Below are 588 nucleotides of genomic sequence, written 5' to 3'. Positions count from 1 at the left end.
GAACAAACAGCGCGCCAAACTGGTTTCCCGCTTTCTGCGCTGGATAAACCAAAGCAAAAGAAAGAGAACAAAGGCTGGTTCGGTTTTGTTCAAGACAATCTACAGATTTTATCGATCGCAGGTGCAATGGCATTTGCGGGCCTTGTCGCAAGCATCAACCCTCAACTTAGTAGCTGGATTTTTACTTTAACTTGTTTGCTGGGTTTGTATCCTATTGCCCGTAAGGCTGTCAAACTGGCTCGTGGTGGCACACCATTTGCCATTGAAACACTGATGAGTGTGGCTGCATTAGGTGCGTTGTACTTAGGTGAAACCGCAGAAGCCGCGATGGTGTTATTGCTCTTCCTTATTGGTGAAAAGCTAGAAGCATACGCATCATCACGAGCTCGAAGTGGCGTTCAGGCCTTAATGGATTTGGTACCAGAAAACACCACGCTGATCATTGATGGTGTACGCAAAGAAGTACCAGCGTCTCAGCTTCAACCTGGGGATGTCATTGAAGTGGCACCTGGCGGTCGTTTGCCAGCTGATGGTGTATTGATGACGACGTTAGCCAGCTTTGATGAAAGTGCATTGACCGGTGAATCA

General features: G+C 47.6%; 1 pseudogene. It reads left to right on the top strand.

The window, feature by feature from the left end:
- Positions 1-588: pseudogene (gene zntA, locus R7040_RS28315) on the top strand (Zn(II)/Cd(II)/Pb(II) translocating P-type ATPase ZntA); the annotation flags it as partial.

The sequence above is a fragment of the Vibrio sp. 1069 genome, from assembly GCF_033340555.1.
This window is presented reverse-complemented; position numbering and strand designations above follow the sequence as displayed.